The organism is Phenylobacterium sp. CCH9-H3 (assembly GCF_001557235.1).
Classification (GTDB): Bacteria; Pseudomonadota; Alphaproteobacteria; order Caulobacterales; family Caulobacteraceae; genus Phenylobacterium.
Map to the genome: position 1 here is coordinate 1 of NZ_LSJI01000077.1, position 15,227 is coordinate 15,227.

The following is a 15,227-nucleotide window of genomic DNA, read 5'->3' on the forward strand; positions in this document are numbered from 1 at the left end:
CAAGCCCGCGGCGGCAGCCTTGGCAGCGGGCTTGGCCGCCGTTTTCGGAGCCGCCTTCGCCGCCGCGGGCTTGGGCGCCGGCTTCGCAGCGGCCTTCGCGGCCGGCTTGGCAGGCGTCTTTGCGGCAGGCTTCGGCGCCGCGGCCTTAGGGGCGGCCTTCACCGCGGCCGGCTTGGCGACGGCCTTGGGCGCGGCGGCCTTCTTCGGCGCAGCCGCCTTCGCGGCGGCGGGCTTTGCAGGAGCAGGCTTGGCGACCGCCGGCTTGGCGGCGGCCTTCGCAGGCGCGGCCTTCTTGGCCGCAGCGGGCTTCGCGGCCGGCTTGGGCGCCGCAGCCTTTGCGGCGGCGGGCTTCGCGGTGGCCGCCTTGGGCGCGGCAGCCTTCTTCGCGGCCGGCTTCTTGGTCGCCGCAGGCTTGGCCGGGGGCTTGGCGGCCGCTGCAGGCGCCGGGGCGGGCGCCGGAGCCGGCGTCGGCGCGGGCGCGGGCTTCGGCGCTTCCGCGACCGGCGACGGGGCAGGCGCGGCGGCGGGGGCCGGCGCGGGCTTCGGGGCTTCGGCGGGCTTCGGCGCGGCCTTGCCGGTGAGCGCGTCGAACACTCGCAAGAAGATGTTACGCATGTCGTCCGTCTCCATGAGGATTTCGTGGTAGGCGCCGGGTACGGTGATGAGGCGCCCCTGGGGGAGGTTGCGGGCCGCAGCGGCCTGCGCGGAATTGTCGACGAGGCGGTCCTCGCCGGCGGAAACGATCTCCACCGGCACGGTGACGCCGCGCAGCCGTTCGGGACGGCTGAGGAAGGCGGTGGCCTTGAGCGCGAAGTCGAGCCAGCCGTAGGTCGGGCTGCCGAGGGCCAGGTCCGGATTGGCGCGGACCTGGGCCCGGTGCCGGGCGAACCGGCGCGCATCGTGGGTCAGGACGTTGCCGTCGAACGTGTCGTCGAACGGCTTGCCGGCCTGGCCCAGGGTGTACTTGCCCGCGCGGCCGAGCGTCAGGTTCAGCCAGGTCAGGACACCGGCCACGGCCGGCGAGACCTTGCCGAACTGAAGGCCCAGCATCGGCGCCGACAGGCAGGCCCCGGCGAAACGCCGCTCGCCGTTGGCCATGGCCAGCAGCGTCAGGCATCCGCCCATCGAGTGCCCCACCGCGATCCACGGCTTGGGCAACCGCGCCTCATAGGCGCCCAGCAGGCGGCGGAAATCCTCGAGGAACGACCTGTAGCCACGGGCGTGGCCCTTCAGCCGGTCGGGCAACTCGCGCGCCGACAGTCCCTGCCCGCGCCAGTCGTGCGCCAGCACCACGAAGCCGCGATCCATGAAGTCGCGGATGGTCTCGAAGTACTTTTCGATCGGCTCGGTGCGGCCGCCGGACAGGACGACGGAGCCGCGAGCCCGCCCCGGCGGCGTGAACAGCGCGGCGCGCAGCTTGGCCCCACCGGCGCCCACGTACCAGTCGGCCTCCGCTCCAGGCGGGATCGGATCTTCCGGCGTGTCGACGAGAGGGGCGGATTCGAACATGGCGCCGCCTAGACCGCCTTCTCGAACAAAGCCTTGACCTTGGGCATCAGGCCCATGGCCACGCCCATGTCGGAGAGCTTCAGCCGGCCGGTCATCACTGCGCGCATGGGATCCAGTTCGCCCTTGCCCAGCTTAACAAGGTCCGAACGGCTGACGGACACCGTCAGGTCCGCCGGCCGGTCCTCATTGGTCACGGCGGCGCCGTCGACGTGGATCACGCCCTCGCCCCTGAGGTCGAGCTTCACGGTCCGGCCAAGGGCGTCCCCCGCCCCCGCGGCGCGGCGGATCCGGTCGGTGAGCTCCTCCAACGTCGCCATGCCCCAGATTATCTTTCGTGAATCAGGGCGAGCTTCGCCGCAGGCGTCGGTTGTGTAAACTGCTCCTGACGCGCGCGAGCCTCTAGACGTTAGAATGTAAAGGAAGCGTGCGCCCGTCGGAGAGGCTCGCGCAGGGCCGGCGTCAGGCCGGCTTGACGAACTTCAGCGTCATCCGGTCGCTTTCCCCGATGGCGTCGTACCGGGCCCGATCGAATTTCGGATCGAACGCCTCCCCTCGCGGCGACGACCGGCGGACGGGCGGCAGGGTCCAGACGCCGAAGGGATGGTCTCGCGTGTCGTTGGGGTTGGCGTTGATCTCGCTTGTCCCCGCCAGCCGGAAGCCCGCCTCCTGGCCCAGCTTGATCGCATAGGCCTGGTCCACGTAGCCGCTGTCGGCCAGCAGATCGGGGACGCCGCCCGGCGCGGCGCGATGTTCCTCGACGCCGAGGACGCCGCCGGGCTTGAGGGCGAGGAAGGCGTCGCGAAACGCCTTCTCGGCGATGCCGGCGGCCATCCAGTTGTGCAGGTTGCGCAGGAACAGGACCAGGTCGGCGCTCCCCGCCGGCGCCACCGGGCCGCTGGTGGGCCCGAAGGCGGTGATCTCGACCGCCCCATAGGGTTTGCGGCCGGCGGCGAACCGCGCTCGATACGCCTCCACCACCTGGGCGGCGGCGGGGTCGACGGGCTCGGAAAGTTGCATGTGCGCCGCGACGAGCTTGCCGCCGGTGGCGTTCAGGAACGGCGCCAGGATCTCGCTGTACCAGCCGGCGCCCGGCCAGAACTCCACGACCGTGTCGCCCGCCTCCAGGCCCCAGAACGCCAGGCTCTCGGCGGGGTGGCGCCAGCGGTCGCGCGCTTTGTCGGCGGCGCTGCGCCAGGATCCGGCGACCGCCGCGGCGATGGTCTTGGGCGGCGCGGCCGCTGGGGCCTTGGGGCTGCGCTGGCAACCGGCCAGGGCGATCGCGCCGGCCAGGACCGCGCGCCGGGAGAACATGATCATGGACGCCGCTTCACTCACGAGCGCCCCCCGGCCAACCCGCGGGCCTAGAGCTAGCGGGTCGGCCGGGCAGGGTCAAAGCCTCAGCCCGCCTTGACGAAGCGCAGGGTCATCCGGTCGCTTTCCCCGATGGCGTCGTACTTGGCGCCGTCGAAGGCGGGATTCGCGGGCTGGCCCGCGGGCGCGGTTCGGCGGGTGGGCGGAAGGGTCCAGACGCCGAAGGGATGGTCCTTGGTGTCCTTCGGGTTGGCGTTCACCTCGGACTTGGCGTCCAGCTTGAAGCCGGCCTTCTCGGCGGCCGCGATCACCGTGGCCGTCGCGACGTAGCCGTTGGTGACCCCCGGCAGTTCGGGCTTGGGATCGGCGCGGTGTTCCTCGACGGCCAGGACGCCGCCCGGCTTCAGCACGGCGTGGGCGTCCTTCAGCACCTTGTCGAGGCTGCCGTTCATCATCCAGTTGTGGATGTTGCGCGCGGTGATGACCATGTCGGCCGAGGCCGGCGGACCGAGCGGGCCGGAGGTGGGCCCGAAGTTCACGTACTTGATGGGCCCGTACACGGCCGCGTCCGCATACTTGGCCTCGAAGGCGGCCCGGCCCGCCTTCGCCGCTTCGGAAAGCTGCGGATTGGCGAGATCGGCGCCGGTGGCGACATAGGTCCCGCCCGTGGCCTTGGCGTAGGGCGCCAGGATTTCGGTCCAGTAGCCGCCCCCGGGCGAAAGCTCGATGACCGTCTGCTTCGGCTTCAGGCCCCAGAAGGTCAGCGTCTCGACCGGGTGGCGCGCGGCGTCGCGGGCCTTGTTCGCCGGCGCGCGATGGGCGGCGTCGACGGCCGCCTTCAACTGGGCGTCGGCGGCCTGGGCCGGAACGGCGGCGGAAAGGGCTAGGGCGACGGCGCAGGCCGAGGCGAGGCGGAGCATGGGGGGTTCCCTCCTGGATTGAGGGGCGGAAACCTAGGCTGCGAATTCATACGCGAACAGCCCTTGAAGAGCGATTTTGCGGTCCCCAACTCATGGCCTGGAGGCGCTGGATGTCCGGGCCTCCTGGACTGCAGGCGTCGCCGTTCGGGGCGCCGACAGGTCCATCAGACAACGCAACCTTGCTTTGAAAGAAGGATGTGACCGCATGCGTACGATCGATTTCTCCCCCCTGTATCGCTCCGTCGTGGGCTTCGACCGCCTGGCCGGTCTTCTCGAGACCGCCGCCGCCGACGCCGCCACGGGCTATCCCCCCTACAACATCGAGCGCACCGACGAGAACGCCTACCGCATCGACATCGCGGTGGCCGGCTTCCGTCCGGATGAGCTCAATGTCGAGGTGAAGGAAAACCTGCTCACCGTCACCGGTCGCAAGGCGGCCAACGACGAGGGCCGGAAGTACCTGCATCGCGGCCTCGCCGAGCGCAACTTCGAGCGCCGGTTCCAGCTCGCCGACTACGTGATCGTCACCGACGCCAACCTGGCGGACGGCCTGCTGTCGATCAGCCTGAAGCGCGAGCTGCCGGAAGCGCTGAAGCCGCGCACCGTGCAGATCACCACCGGCGAGCAGCCGACCCTGATCGAAGCCGAGAAGGCCGCTTAAAGCCCTCTCGACTCTCAGGACCTGACCAAGGCGGCGTCCTCGCGGGCGCCGCCTTTTTCTATGCCGGAAGCCTGGCGCCGCGCAGATCGGCGCCGTCCAAGACGGCCCCTTCCGTCAGGGCGGTCTGCAGCCGGGCGTAACGCAGGCGCGCGCCGGCGAGGTTTGTGGCCGTCGAGCGGCCGGGCGCGATCTCCAGCGGGGTGAGATTGGCCTGGGAAAGGTCCGCACGGGTCAGGTCGGCGCCGCCCAGCCGGGCGCCCCGCAGATCGGCGCCCCGCAGGATCGCCCCGCGCAGGTCGCAACCTTCGAGGTTGGCGCCCTGGAAATGGACCCCGCTAAGGTCGAGCCCGGCGAGGTTGGCGCCCTTGGCGCTGACGGCGGTCAGCTTCAGGCCCTTCAGCTCGCCCGCGAGCGATCGCAGGTCTGCGCCGTCGAGGCGCACCGGGGCTCCCTCGCGGCCGCCCGAGCCGACCCAGGCGTCGTGGGCCCGTGCTTCTATGGCCAGCTTTGCGGCGCGCGCCGCATCCTCGCGGCTGGGCGGGGCGGTGGCCTGGTCGAGGCTGGCGGCGCGGGTGCGGGCCGCGGCAAGCACCACGCCGGAGAGGTCGGCGCCGCCGAAGTTCGCATCCTCGAGCACCGCCCCGGAGACATCGACGCGGGCCATAAGGGCGCCGTCGAAGTTGGCGCCCTTCAGATTGGCGTCGGTCAGCTTCGCGCCCGCCAGGGAAGCGTCGGAGAAGTCGGCGTCGGCGGCGTAGAGACCGTCCAGCCGCGCGCCGTCCAGGGTGGCGCCCGACAGGTTGGCGCCATCGACCTCGCCCCCGCGATCTTCCTCCACGACGGCCGGAAAGCCGCGAGTCGGATGCGGCCGGGCGATGGAGCCGGGGCGGAAATCCGCGTCGGTCAGGTCGGCCCCGGCCAGGTTGGCGCCCGACAGGCAAGCGCCGCGCAGGTCCGCCTTGCGCAGGTTGGCGTTGCGCAGGTCCGCGCGGCGCAGGTCGCAGCCGGCCAGGATCGCCCCGTCCAGCTGGGCGCCGGCGAGCTGTGCGCCGTCGAAGACCGAGCCCGAGAAGTCGCCACCGGACAGCTTGCGGCCCTTCAGGTCGAGGCCGCTGAAGTCCACGAACGGCAGATGCGCGCGCTTGCCGCCCTTGCCAGCCAGGAAACGCGCGTGGTTGTCGAGCAGGATCGTGATCTCGCCGTCGCTGAGGCGCCTGCGCCCGGGCAGGGCGGGCTCACGGGGCTGGCCTTGGAGGCGGATCACGCGGCGAGCCTAGATCACATCTTCCAGGCCGCGCGCGCCGAACCGGATGATGCCGGTGAAGTCGGCCTGCTTCAGGAGCGCGCGGGTGAAGTTGGAACGGCTGACGTCGGCGTCCACGAATACGGCGTGGCGAACATCGGCGGCGGTCAGGTCGCAGTTCTTGAGCTGCGCGCCGGTGAGATTGGTCGGCAGCACCCGGTCGGCGCCCAGCAGCAGCGGGCCCATCTGAGCCTCGCGCAGGTCGGCGCCGGAGAGCTTGGCGCCCACCAGCCGCGCGCCGCGCAGATCGGCCCGGCGCAGCACCGCGTTGCGCAGGTCCGCGCCTTCCAGGTGGGCGCCCTGCAGTTGCACGCCCTCCATGTCGAGGCCGTAGAAGGTGGCGCCCTTGGCCGAAAGGGCCGTCAGGTTGTAGCCGCGGATCGACGTCAGCTTGCGCAGGTCGGCGTTGTCGAACGACGAGGGCTTGCCCTCGCCGCCGCCGCTCTCGCACCACTTCGCGTGCTCGCGGATCATGTCGTCGTAAGGCAGGTCGCTGATGGCCCGGCCCACCGCTTCGTCGGTCAGGGCGCCGGTCATGTTCGCGTCCGAGACGTTCCAGGCGACGGTGCGGGCGCCCACCAGGATCGCGTCGCGCAGGTCGGCGCCGGCCAGGTCCGCGCCCGACAGGTCCGCGCCCGACAGGTTGGCGCCGTTCAGCGAGGCCTGCTTGAGATTGGCCCGGATCAGCTTGGCGTCCTTGAGGACCGCGTCGGTGAAGTCGGCGCGGACCGCCATGGCGCCCGACAGCCGCGAGCGCTCCAGATTGGCACCGGCCAGGATCGCGCCCTGAAGTTCGCCCTGGTTGGGCGAGCCGATCTCCAGCTTGCGGAAGCCGAACTGCCGGTCGCCGGCGGCCAGGGTGCCCTCGCGCAGGTCGGCCTCGAACAGGTCGGCCCCGGTGAGGTCGACATTGCGCATGCACGAGCCGCGCAGGTCGGCGCGCCGCAGGGAGCCCTCGCGCAGGTCGCTGCCGGTGAGGTCGGCGCAGAAGAGGGTGGCGTTATCCAGCCGCGCGCCGCGCAGCTTGCAGCCGTTCATGATCGCGCCGGTGAAGTCGGCGTCGCACAGATTGCGGCCCACGAGCTGGGTGCCGGAAAGGTCCTTGAATGCGAACACCGCGCGCGCGCCGCCGGGCTTGGAGCTCCACAGGCGGTCGTGCTTCGCGCAGATGGCGTCGACCTCCGCCTGCGTGAGGCGCGTCTGCACGAGCGATCTGGCGTTGTTGGCTGACATTCGGGTTCGCTAGCGAAAGACCATATGAACCATGTTAGCCCCCCTGGATTAACGGCGACTTTCCAGGGTTTTAGCCGGGCGATACGTCGCATAGAGCGCGTCGGCCTCGGCCTCCAACAACCCCCGGTCGGTAACGATACCGGCGTTATGCAACCGCCGGCATCCCTCCCCTCCGGCGAACACCGACGAATCGCTCGAGGCGACCACGACCCGGGCCACCTGCGCCGCCACCAGCCGTTCGCTGCAGGAGGGAGCGCCGGTCGACCTCAGCGCGCATGGCTCCAGGGTGACATAGGCGGTGGCCCCCTTGGCCGCGGCGCCTGCTCGATCCAGGGCGACCTCTTCGGCATGGGGCCGGCCGCCCTCGCCGGTCACGCCCTCTCCCACCACCGCGCCGTCCCGAACGATCACGCAGCCGACCGACGGGTTGTCGCCCGTCCGGCCCACGCGCGTGGCCGCCAGCGCGATGGCGCGGCGCATGAAGGCTTCGTCGCTCATGGGCGCACCATGGCCCCTCGGCGCGCCCGCCGGAAGACGGAAAGCCCGTTCAGCTCGGTCTAGAGGGCGGGCAGCCGCGTCGCCCGGTCGGCGTCCAGGTAGCGCGCCGCGGTGGGCTTCAAGGCGGCGTCCAGCTCGATCACCAGCGGATTGCCGGTGGGGATCTCGATGTCGATGATCGCCTCGTCCGACAGGGCGAACAGCAGCTTCACGATCGCGCGCAGCGAGTTGCCGTGGGCGGCCACCAGCAGGGTCTCGTTCGCCTTCAGGCATGGGACGATCTCGGCGTCCCAATAGGGCTGCACCCGCACCAGGGTGGTCTTCAGGCTCTCGGTCGACGGCAGGTCGAGGCCGGCGTAGCGGCGGTCCTTCGAGAAGTCGAACTCGCCGCCCGGGGCCATATCCGGCGGCGGGATATCGTAGGAGCGGCGCCACACCTTGACCTGGTCGGCGCCGTGCTTGGCGGCGGTCTCGGTCTTGTTGAGTCCAGTGAGGCCGCCGTAGTGGCGCTCGTTCAGCCGCCAGTCCTTCACCTCGGGCACGAAGGCCTGGCCGGCCGCGTGCAGCGCCAGCCACGAGGTGCGGATCGCCCGCGTCAGGACCGAGGTGAACACGCGGTCGATGGCGAGGCCCGCCGCCTTGATCAGCTCCCCGCCCTTCTTCGCCTGGGCCTCACCCTCGGCGGTGAGGTCCACGTCCACCCAGCCGGTGAAGCGGTCTTCCAGGTTCCACTGGCTCTGGCCGTGACGCAGCAGGATCAGGGTGGGCAAGGCGGGACCTCCTTCGGACGGGCCCCGGGGCTAGACAACGGGCCCTACCCCGTCAACCCGGCGCGCGTTATAGCGGACCCATGCTCGACCGCTTCTACCTGCCGCTGCTGGCCCTGGCCGCCGCCGCCGCGATCGCGCTGGCGATGGTCTGGCCGCAGGGTCTGGGCGACCGCTCCCCCGGACCTTTCGGCCATGAACCTGTGCAGCGCACGGCTGAAATGCAGGCCCGGATGAAGCGGGAGCACGAAGCCGCCCAGCGACGGGCCGCGGCGGCGCGCGAGGCCGTGCGCAACATCCAGAACCAGGCGATCGCCCCCGCGCAATGAGCTCTCAAGACACCATCGCCGTCGGCCGCCGCGTGCTGGACACCGAGGCCGAGGGCCTGCGCCGGACGGCCGCCGAGCTGGGCGAGCCCTTCGCCCAGGCGGTCGAGACCCTGTTCACCGCCCGGGGCCGGGTGATCTGCACCGGCATGGGAAAGTCGGGCCATGTGGCGCGCAAGATCGCCGCCACGCTGGCCTCCACCGGCTCGACCGCCATGTTCGTCCACCCCAGCGAGGCCAGCCACGGCGACCTGGGAATGATCGGCGCCGACGACGTGATCCTGGCGCTCAGCAAGACCGGCGAGACCCGCGAGCTGGCGGACGTGATCGCCTATGCCGCCCGGTTCGACATCCCGTTGATCGCGCTCACCGCGGCGGCGGACGGGACTCTGGCGCGGGCGTCCGACATCGTCCTGCTGCTGCCCGACGCCCCCGAGGCGACGGACGCCGTGAACGCGCCGACCACCTCCACGACCCTGCAGATGGCGATGGGCGACGCCCTGGCAGTCGCCCTGCTGGAGCGGCGGGGGTTCAAGCCCCAGGACTTCAAGGTGCTGCACCCCGGCGGCAAGCTCGGCGCCATGCTGCGCACCGCCGCCGACCTGATGCACGGGCGCGAGGAGCTGCCAATCGTCGGGCCGGACACGCCAATGCGCCAGGCCCTCTTGGTGATGACGCAGATGCGTTGGGGGATCGTGGGCGTCGTCGACGCCGGCGGCCGGCTGCTGGGCGCGATCACGGACGGCGACCTGCGCCGCCACATCGACGGACTGCTGGACCACAACGCCGGCGAGGTGATGACGCCAGGCCCCAGGAAGACCGTCTCCCCCGGTATGCTGGCCGGCGAAGCCCTGGCCCTGATGAGCGATCCGCCGCCGGCGGTGACGGTCCTCTTCGTGGTCGAGGACGGCAAGCCGGTGGGCATCCTGCACGTGCACGACCTGCTACGCGCCGGCGTGATGTAGGCGCCAACCCGAACACGTTATCCGCGTTAAGGCTTACGAAGTGGCGTGAGGGCTATCGGCTCGGTTAAACACGCGCCGAAACGCCGCACCCCTGGAGTCCCGATGCTGCCAGCCCCTCGCGCCGACCTGTCGCCCAACACCTGGGATTACGAAGTCACCCCGCTGGTGAAGCCGACAGGCTTCCGGGAGTACGACGCGCGGTGGCTGTTCGGGCCCGAGATCAACCTTCTGGGCGTGCAGGCGCTGGGCCTGGGTCTGGGCACGCTGATCCACGAGATGGGCCAAAAGCGCATCGTGGTCGGCCACGACTACCGGTCCTATTCGCTCTCCATCAAACAGGCCCTGACCATCGGCCTGGTGGCCGCCGGGTGCGAGGTGCTGGACATCGGCCTGGCCGTCTCGCCCATGGCCTACTTCGCCCAGTTCGACCTGGACGCCCCCTGCGTGGCGATGGTCACCGCCAGCCACAACGAGAACGGCTGGACCGGCGTGAAGATGGGCGCCCAGCGCCCCCTCACCTTCGGCCCCGACGAGATGGGCCGGCTGAAGGAGATCGTGCTGGAGGGCAAGTGGTCCCAGCGGCCCGGCGGCTCGCTGGCCCATATCGGCGGCGTGGCCGAGCGCTACATCCAGGACGCGGCCGGCCGGGTGAACCTGAAGCGGCCACTGGTGGTGGTGGCCGCCTGCGGCAACGGCACCGCCGGCGCCTTCGCGCCCAAGGCCCTGCGTGACATGGGCGTGGCGACGCTGATCGAGATGGATTGCGACCTCGACTACACCTTCCCCCGTTACAATCCGAACCCCGAGGACAGCGTGATGCTGCACGCCATGGCCGACGCCGTGCGCACGCACAACGCCGACCTGGCCCTGGGCTTCGACGGCGACGGCGACCGCTGCGGGGTGGTGGACGACGAGGGCGAGGAGATCTTCGCCGACAAGATCGGCCTGATGCTGGCCCGCGACCTGTCCGAGTTGCACAAGGACGCGACCTTCATCGTCGACGTGAAGTCGACCGGCCTCTTCTCCACCGACGAGGTGCTGAAGAAGAACGGCGCCAAGACGGTCTATTGGAAGACCGGCCACAGCTACATCAAGCGCAAGACCGCCGAGCTGGGCGCCCTGGCCGGCTTCGAGAAGAGCGGGCACTTCTTCATGAACCCGCCGATCGGCCGCGGCTACGACGACGGCCTGGTGGCCGCCGCCGCGATCCTGGCCATGCTGGATCGCAACCCGGACAAGAAGCTCAGCGACCTGAAGAAGGCCCTCCCGGTGGCCTACACATCGCTGACCATGAGTCCGCACTGCGCCGACGAGGAAAAGTATGGCGTGGTCGAGGACGTGGTCGCCGAGTACCAGGCCCTGGCGAACGCCGGCGGCACGATCCTGGGCCGCAAGATCGTCGACCTGATCACCGTCAACGGCGTGCGCGTGGCGCTGGAGGACGGCTCGTGGGTGCTGGTGCGCGCCTCGTCCAACAAGCCCGAGATCGTCGTGGTGGTGGAAAGCACCCAGTCCGACGAGGACATGCGTCGCCTGTTCCGCGAGGAGGTGAAGCCCCGGCTCGCCAAGCGGCCGCAGGTCGGGGCTTACAACCAGGAAATCTGATCCGCCCACGACCGCGGCGCGGATTTTGCTGCAGTGCGGGACGATGTGTCGTTGCGGCCGACTTTCACGCGTGGTGAAAGGCGCTGCCATCGAGGAGAGTTGCTGAATGCGCGTGGCGATGATCGGTACCGGCTATGTGGGCCTGGTGAGCGGCGCCTGTTTCGCCGACTTCGGCCATACGGTGACCTGCATCGACAAGGACGCCTCGAAGATCGAGCAGCTGCGCAATGGTGGCATCCCGATCTACGAGCCCGGCCTCGACCAGCTGGTGGCGGCGAACGTCCGGGCGGGGCGGCTGTTCTTCGACACCGACGCCCGCCAGGCGATCCGCGAGGCGGATGCTGTGTTCATCGGCGTCGGCACGCCCTCGCGCCGCGGCGACGGCTACGCGGACCTGTCCTACGTCTATTCGGCCGCCGAGGAGATCGCGGGGCTGGTGGACGGGTTCACGGTGGTGGTCACCAAGTCGACGGTTCCGGTGGGCACCGGCGACGAGATCGAGGCGATCTTCAAGCGCGTGCGGCCCGACGCCGACGTGGCCATCGTCTCCAACCCGGAGTTCCTGCGCGAAGGCGCCGCCATCGAGGACTTCAAGCGCCCGGACCGCGTCGTCGTGGGCACCGAGGACGAGCGCGCCCAGGCGATCATGCGCGAGCTGTACCGGCCCCTGTACCTGAACGAGACACCGATCCTGTTCACCAGCCGCCGGACCAGCGAACTGATCAAGTACGCCGCCAACGCCTATCTCGCGCTGAAGATCACCTACATCAACGAGATGGCCGACCTCTGCGAGGCCGTGGGCGCCGACGTGCAGCAGGTGGCCAAGGGCATCGGCCTGGACGGCCGCATCGGCGGCAAGTTCCTGAACGCCGGCCCCGGCTACGGCGGCTCGTGCTTCCCGAAAGACACCATCGCCCTGGTCCGCACGGCCCGCGACGCCGGCAGCCCCGTGGAGCTGGTCGAGACCACCATCAAGGTCAACGACGAGCGCAAGCGCGCTATGGCCCGCAAGGTGATCAAGGCGCTCGGCGGCGACGTGAAGGACAAGACGGTCGGCATCCTGGGCCTGACCTTCAAGCCCAACACCGACGACATGCGCGACGCCCCCTCGCTGGCCATCGTGCCGGCGCTGCAGGACAAGGGCGCGAAGATCCAGGCCTTCGATCCCGAGGGCCACGAAGCCCGCAAGCTGATGACCGGCGTCGACTTCAAGGACGATCCCTATGCGGTGGCCGCCGGCGCCGACGTCCTCGTGATCATCACCGAGTGGGATCAGTTCCGGGCGCTGGACCTGGACCGCATCAAGCTGACGATGAACCAGCCGGTGCTCGTGGATCTGCGCAATATCTACAAGCCGGCCGACATGCGCGCCCGCGGCTTCGCCTATCACAGCATCGGGCGGGCCTGACCCAGGCCCGCGGCGGCAGCCGGCGCGGGCCGCCTAGAAGCCCGGGCCGGGCATTCTCATGAAGGCTTCGGCGATCCAGACGGCGCCGGCCCAGAAGGCCGTGCCCAGGACAGCTACGAAAGCGAGACAGGCGATCGAGCGGGCGGGCCGCTCCACCTGCCGCGCCACGCCCATCACGGCGAGGTCGCGACGCATTTATTCCTCCCAGAGCCCGTTATTCACCTCGGTCCGGGTCGAGCCGGCCGATTTGTGACGATGGTGACACAACAATTTGCCCTTAGCTAGGGTTGCTGCGCCATTGCTGACGTGACGTCATTCTGGGCGATCCGGCGGTCCGCGCGGGCCTTCAGATAGGCCTGCAGCGCCTGAACCTGCTCTGGCGTGAGATCGCCGAACCGCGCCGGGGCCACCATCGTCATCAGCCCGACCTTGCGGTTCCCGGCCGCGATACCGGTATGCAGCAGGCGCTGGAAGTCTTCGGGCTCGTACGAAGCGACCAGGTCGAGGCCGGGCGACTTCAGCATCGGATTGCCTTCGAGTTGCTGGCCGTGACATTCGATGCAGGTGCGCGCGAGGTCGCGGCCCTGGGCGTGCTCCGGCCCCAGGTCGACAAGCTTCAGGCCTTGGCCGTTGGCCCGCAGCAGGTCCGGTTCGGACTTCATCTTGCCAAGCAGCACGCCGAGCCGGCCCACTGGCCCCACCTGGAAGCGCGGCTGAGCCTCCCCCGTCGGGCGGAAGGTGCGAAGGTAGGCCAGCAGATCCGACGCCTCCTGATCGGTCAGATGGGCGAAGGCGCTGGAAGGCATGATCCAGAGCCGCCGGCCGTCGGCGCCGACGCCGTGGCGAATGGCGCGGTCGAGATCGGCGTCGGTCTGGTTCGCCATCAGGCGCGAGAGGTTCGGCCCCCAGGCGCGGACGATCGGCATCTCGTCGTGGAAGAGCTGGCCCTCCATCTGCCGGCCATGGCAATCGTGGCAGCCGTTCAGCTTCGCCACCCGCCGACCTCGCTCGGCAGCGCCCTGATCCCGCGCCGCCACCAACCGCACCTCGGGCTTGTCGACCGGCCACCGGATCATCGCCTCGGAAACAGCGAACGCGCCGCCCACGACGACAAGCAACAGCGCAGCGACGCCGGCCAGGCCATAGCCGGCCCACTTCAGCATAGGTTTCATCTCACACACCTAGTCTTGGAGGCGGCCCTTTTGGCGGACCGTCGTTCTGGGGACCGGCGGGATACGAGGGGCCGCGGACGCCCACAATCCGCGTGATTGCAGGGCGCCTCTGCAGCTTTGCAGTGCGTCAAAAGCGGGGGTGTAGACGTAGGCGCCCGAGAGGACCCGCCGCCGGCCTGGCTAGGCGGCGGCCTTCTTCACCGCGCCAGCGATGTCCTTGATCACCTGGTTCACCAGCTTCTCGTCGTCGGCCTCGGCCATGATGCGGATCAGGGGTTCCGTGCCCGAGGCGCGGACGACGATCCGGCCCGTGCCGTTCAGCCGCTGCTCGGCGTCGGCCAGGACCGCCTTCACCTGATCGCTCTCCAGCGGCTTGCCACCGGCGAAGCGCACGTTCTCCAGCCGCTGCGGCACCGGCTCGAACTGGCGGGCCAGGGCGCTCATCGGCTTGTCGCTCTCCTTCAGCACCGCCAGGACCTGCAGCGCCGCCAGGAGGCCGTCGCCCGTCGTGGAGAAGTCCGACAGGATCAGGTGGCCCGACTGCTCGCCGCCGACGTTGAAGTCGCCCTGGCGCATCCGGGCCATCACGTAGCGGTCGCCCACCTGGGTCCGCTCCAGGGTGAGGTTGCGGCCGGCCAGGAACCGCTCGAGGCCCAGGTTCGACATGACCGTCGCCACCACGCCGCCGCCGCGCAGCTTGCCCCGCCGGGCCCAGTCGCCGGCGATCAGGGCCATGATCTGGTCACCGTCCACGACCTGGCCTTTCTCGTCGCAGATCACCAGCCGGTCCGCATCGCCGTCGAGGGCGATGCCGATGTCGGCGCGGTATTCCTTCACCGCCTTCTGCATGGCGGCCGGATGCGTCGAGCCGCACTCCTGGTTGATGTTGAAGCCGTTGGGCGCCACGCCGACCCGGATCACCTCGGCGCCCAGCTCATAAAGGGCCTCGGGCGCGACCTTGTAGGCGGCTCCATTGGCGCAATCGATCACGATCCGCATTCCCGACAGGTTCAGGCGGCGCGGGAAGGTGGCCTTGGCGATCTCGACGTAGCGGGCCTGGCTGTCGTCGATGCGCTGGACCCGGCCCAGGGCGGCTGGCGGCGCCAGATTCTGCTGCAGGCCCTCGTCCATCAGGGCCTCGATCTCCAGCTCCTTCTCGTCCGACAGCTTGTAGCCGTCGGGCCCGAACAACTTGATGCCGTTGTCTGAGAAGGCGTTGTGCGAGGCCGAGATCATCACGCCCAGGTCGGCGCGCAGGGAGCGCGTCATCATCGCCACGCCCGGCGTCGGCAGAGGCCCGAACAGCCGCACGTCCATGCCCACGCTGGTGAAGCCCGCGACCAGCGCGGGCTCGATCATATAGCCCGACAGGCGGGTGTCCTTGCCGATCACCACCAGGTGCCGGCGCTCATCCCCGGACATGAACATCTTGCCGGCCGCCATGCCGACACGGAGGGCGACCTCGGCCGTCATCGGGTGGCGGTTGGCCTCCCCGCGGATGCCGTCGGTGCCGAAATAGGCGCGCTTGCTCATGCAGATGATCCAGAAA

16 protein-coding genes are annotated in these 15,227 nt (G+C 70.1%); 5 read left to right on the forward strand and 11 right to left on the reverse strand.

Annotated elements, in window-relative coordinates:
• The 4 genes from AX721_RS27835 to AX721_RS06770 all read right to left on the reverse strand — a co-directional run.
• Positions 1 to 1,509 (reverse strand): alpha/beta fold hydrolase (locus AX721_RS27835; RefSeq protein ID WP_197422489.1); only part of this gene is annotated, 1,509 nt, incomplete at its 3' end.
• Positions 1,510 to 1,517: 8 nt separating this feature from the next.
• On the reverse strand, positions 1,518 to 1,826 hold the full coding sequence (locus AX721_RS06760; RefSeq protein WP_068875251.1) for an SCP2 sterol-binding domain-containing protein: 309 nt from the start codon (positions 1,824 to 1,826) through the stop codon (positions 1,518 to 1,520).
• Positions 1,827 to 1,968: 142 nt separating this feature from the next.
• Entirely contained in the window at positions 1,969 to 2,826 is an 858-nt protein-coding gene (locus tag AX721_RS06765) for a class I SAM-dependent methyltransferase (protein WP_068875252.1), read from the reverse strand.
• 80 nt (positions 2,827 to 2,906) lie between these two features.
• The gene (locus AX721_RS06770) at positions 2,907 to 3,740 is read right to left on the reverse strand and encodes a class I SAM-dependent methyltransferase (RefSeq protein WP_068875253.1); all 834 of its coding nucleotides are present in this window, start codon (positions 3,738 to 3,740) and stop codon (positions 2,907 to 2,909) included.
• Between the two features lie 205 nt (positions 3,741 to 3,945).
• On the opposite strand from AX721_RS06770, the gene AX721_RS06775 reads away from it, so the two are divergent.
• Positions 3,946 to 4,401 carry an Hsp20 family protein gene (locus AX721_RS06775; RefSeq protein WP_068875254.1) on the forward strand — a complete coding sequence of 152 codons (456 nt, stop codon included), beginning with the start codon at positions 3,946 to 3,948 and terminating at the stop codon, positions 4,399 to 4,401.
• A 58-nt stretch (positions 4,402 to 4,459) separates the two neighbouring features.
• Here the strand turns inward: AX721_RS06775 and AX721_RS06780 are convergent, their stop codons facing one another.
• The 4 genes from AX721_RS06780 to gpmA are packed head-to-tail and all read right to left on the reverse strand — an operon-like array spanning position 4,460 to position 8,205.
• Positions 4,460 to 5,665 (reverse strand): pentapeptide repeat-containing protein, encoded by a 1,206-nt coding sequence (locus AX721_RS06780; protein WP_231733375.1) that lies wholly within the window; start codon positions 5,663 to 5,665, stop codon positions 4,460 to 4,462.
• A gap of 9 nt (positions 5,666 to 5,674) precedes the next feature.
• Positions 5,675 to 6,937, reverse strand: a complete 1,263-nt coding sequence (locus AX721_RS06785) for a pentapeptide repeat-containing protein (RefSeq protein WP_068875255.1) — start codon at positions 6,935 to 6,937, stop codon at positions 5,675 to 5,677.
• A 48-nt stretch (positions 6,938 to 6,985) separates the two neighbouring features.
• The gene (locus tag AX721_RS06790; protein ID WP_156467048.1) at positions 6,986 to 7,435 is read right to left on the reverse strand and encodes a deaminase; all 450 of its coding nucleotides are present in this window, start codon (positions 7,433 to 7,435) and stop codon (positions 6,986 to 6,988) included.
• A 59-nt stretch (positions 7,436 to 7,494) separates the two neighbouring features.
• Positions 7,495 to 8,205: a 2,3-diphosphoglycerate-dependent phosphoglycerate mutase gene (gene gpmA / locus AX721_RS06795; RefSeq protein WP_068875256.1), complete on the reverse strand. Its 711-nt coding sequence runs from the start codon at positions 8,203 to 8,205 to the stop codon at positions 7,495 to 7,497.
• A gap of 80 nt (positions 8,206 to 8,285) precedes the next feature.
• Here gpmA and AX721_RS06800 point away from each other — a divergent pair, with 80 nt between their 5' ends.
• The 4 genes from AX721_RS06800 to AX721_RS06815 all read left to right on the forward strand — a co-directional run bounded on the left by AX721_RS06800 (position 8,286) and on the right by AX721_RS06815 (position 12,506).
• Complete coding sequence (locus AX721_RS06800; RefSeq protein ID WP_068875257.1) at positions 8,286 to 8,531, forward strand: hypothetical protein; 246 nt, start codon at positions 8,286 to 8,288, stop codon at positions 8,529 to 8,531.
• Positions 8,528 to 9,493 (forward strand): SIS domain-containing protein, encoded by a 966-nt coding sequence (locus AX721_RS06805; protein WP_068875258.1) that lies wholly within the window; start codon positions 8,528 to 8,530, stop codon positions 9,491 to 9,493. Before AX721_RS06800 ends, AX721_RS06805 begins: the two co-directional genes overlap by 4 nt.
• A 102-nt stretch (positions 9,494 to 9,595) precedes the next feature.
• Positions 9,596 to 11,098, forward strand: a complete 1,503-nt coding sequence (locus AX721_RS06810; protein WP_068875259.1) for a phosphomannomutase/phosphoglucomutase — start codon at positions 9,596 to 9,598, stop codon at positions 11,096 to 11,098.
• A gap of 106 nt (positions 11,099 to 11,204) precedes the next feature.
• Positions 11,205 to 12,506 (forward strand): UDP-glucose/GDP-mannose dehydrogenase family protein, encoded by a 1,302-nt coding sequence (locus AX721_RS06815; protein WP_068875260.1) that lies wholly within the window; start codon positions 11,205 to 11,207, stop codon positions 12,504 to 12,506.
• A gap of 33 nt (positions 12,507 to 12,539) precedes the next feature.
• Here AX721_RS06815 and AX721_RS27255 read toward each other — a convergent pair whose 3' ends face one another.
• The 3 genes from AX721_RS27255 to glmM all read right to left on the reverse strand — a co-directional run bounded on the left by AX721_RS27255 (position 12,540) and on the right by glmM (position 15,211).
• A complete protein-coding gene (locus tag AX721_RS27255) occupies positions 12,540 to 12,701 on the reverse strand; it encodes a hypothetical protein (protein WP_156467049.1) in 162 nt (53 codons plus the stop codon).
• Between the two features lie 86 nt (positions 12,702 to 12,787).
• A complete protein-coding gene (locus AX721_RS06820; protein WP_082765657.1) occupies positions 12,788 to 13,678 on the reverse strand; it encodes a c-type cytochrome in 891 nt (296 codons plus the stop codon).
• A gap of 180 nt (positions 13,679 to 13,858) precedes the next feature.
• On the reverse strand, positions 13,859 to 15,211 hold the full coding sequence (glmM, locus tag AX721_RS06825; RefSeq protein WP_068875262.1) for a phosphoglucosamine mutase: 1,353 nt from the start codon (positions 15,209 to 15,211) through the stop codon (positions 13,859 to 13,861).
• Between the last annotated feature and the right edge of the window lie 16 nt (positions 15,212 to 15,227).